The following is a 1,494-nucleotide window of genomic DNA, read 5'->3' as shown; positions in this document are numbered from 1 at the left end:
AGCTGAGATGATGGACGCATTGGCAGAAGAAGAAATCAGCATTGCCCTGTTGGATGGCAATGAAATCGTATTCGATAATAAAATGACAGACAATCGGATTATTTTGTGGTTAAAAATCGACAATCAATACGATACCGTTATTTGTGTCAGAAAGCATCTGATGGAGGAAAATCTGAATACAGCGATCTGCTTTACAAAGGCCTGCACAGATGAAAAGGATGGAAATGTTAAGGTTGTGCCTTATTTGCAGTGGCTGGATTATCTGAGGACAGCAGGGTATGCTGAGGAGGATGTGATGCCGTATCTGGCACCGGATTTTGTCGATGAAATGCTGGAAGAAAGGCACTTTGATTGGATGTAACCTCAGAAATTGACAAATACTTAACTTTTGGATTGGTTGAGCCTCTGCTTTTTGAAATTTGTAAATGGGTAAAATGTCTGTAAAATGAAAACAAAGAATTTGAATTTTTAAAAGAAGTATCTAAAAAATTTGGTAAAATTAAAGATTAGCTATTTACTTATTAGTAAATGTGTTGTAGAATAGGGATGAAGATAAAAATTCAACATAGAAAGGGAGTTAAAAAAATGTCAACCGTATTATATGAAGTAAAAGGTAATATCGCTATTCTTACTATCAGCCGTGAAAAAGCACTTAACGCTTTAAATTCAGAAGTTCTGAATGATCTGGATGCAGCTCTTGATGCTGTAGATGTTAACGCTATAAGAGCACTGATCATCACAGGTGCCGGCAAGAAATCTTTCGTAGCTGGTGCAGATATCGGTGAAATGAGCACATTAACACCAGAAGAAGGCGAAGCTTTCGGTAAGAAAGGTAATGACGTATTCAGAAAGATTGAAACATTCCCTATTCCAGTAATTGCTGCAGTTAATGGTTTCGCATTAGGCGGCGGTAATGAAATCTGCATGAGCTGTGATATCCGTATCTGTTCTGACAATGCTATCTTCGGTCAGCCAGAAGCTGGACTTGGTATTACACCTGGTTTCGGCGGTACACAGAGACTTGCTCGTATCATCGCTCCTGGCTTAGCTAAGGAAATCATCTACTCAACAAAGAATATCGATGCTGCAAAGGCTAAAGAAGTTGGCCTTGTAAATGAAGTTTATACACAGGATGAATTACTTCCAGCAGCTGAAAAGCTTGCTAATAAGATTGCTAAGAATGCACCTATCGCTGTTCGTGCTTGTAAGAAAGCTATCAACGAAGGTCTTGATCTTCCTATGGACGAAGCTATCGTACTTGAAGAGAAACTGTTCGGTAGCTGCTTCAAGACACATGACCAGATCGAAGGTATGGATGCATTCCTTACAAAACGTAAAGAGAAAAACTTCATCAACGCTTAATTTATTAAGTACATAATTAGAGCGGCTGTGCTGCTGCACAGCCGTAGTGTGTTATATATTTGTTACAGGAGGTATTAGTCCAATGAAAGTAGGAGTTATTGGCGCAGGTACAATGGGTTCAGGTATCGCGCA

Annotated in this window: 2 protein-coding genes; both read left to right on the top strand. The window is 39.2% G+C overall.

The features are described 5' to 3' along the window. The coding region (locus WMO25_RS17910) for a hypothetical protein (RefSeq protein WP_349086572.1) at positions 1–361 on the top strand (361 nt) is incomplete at its 5' end. A gap of 224 nt (positions 362–585) precedes the next feature. Further along, complete coding sequence (locus WMO25_RS17905) at positions 586–1,362, top strand: enoyl-CoA hydratase-related protein (RefSeq protein ID WP_349086570.1); 777 nt, start codon at positions 586–588, stop codon at positions 1,360–1,362. Positions 1,363–1,494: the final 132 nt, after the last annotated feature.

This window comes from Coprococcus intestinihominis, from assembly GCF_040096555.1.
Lineage (GTDB): Bacteria > Bacillota > Clostridia > Lachnospirales > Lachnospiraceae > Coprococcus_A > Coprococcus_A intestinihominis.
Note: the sequence above shows the minus strand (reverse complement) of the source record. Positions and strands in the feature narration are given on the sequence as shown.

What these genes read in the sequence shown, in the direction of transcription:
- WMO25_RS17905 (WP_349086570.1), top strand. Translation starts at nt 586, where the DNA reads ATGTCAACCGTATTATATGAAGTAAAAGGTAATATCGCTATTCTTACT.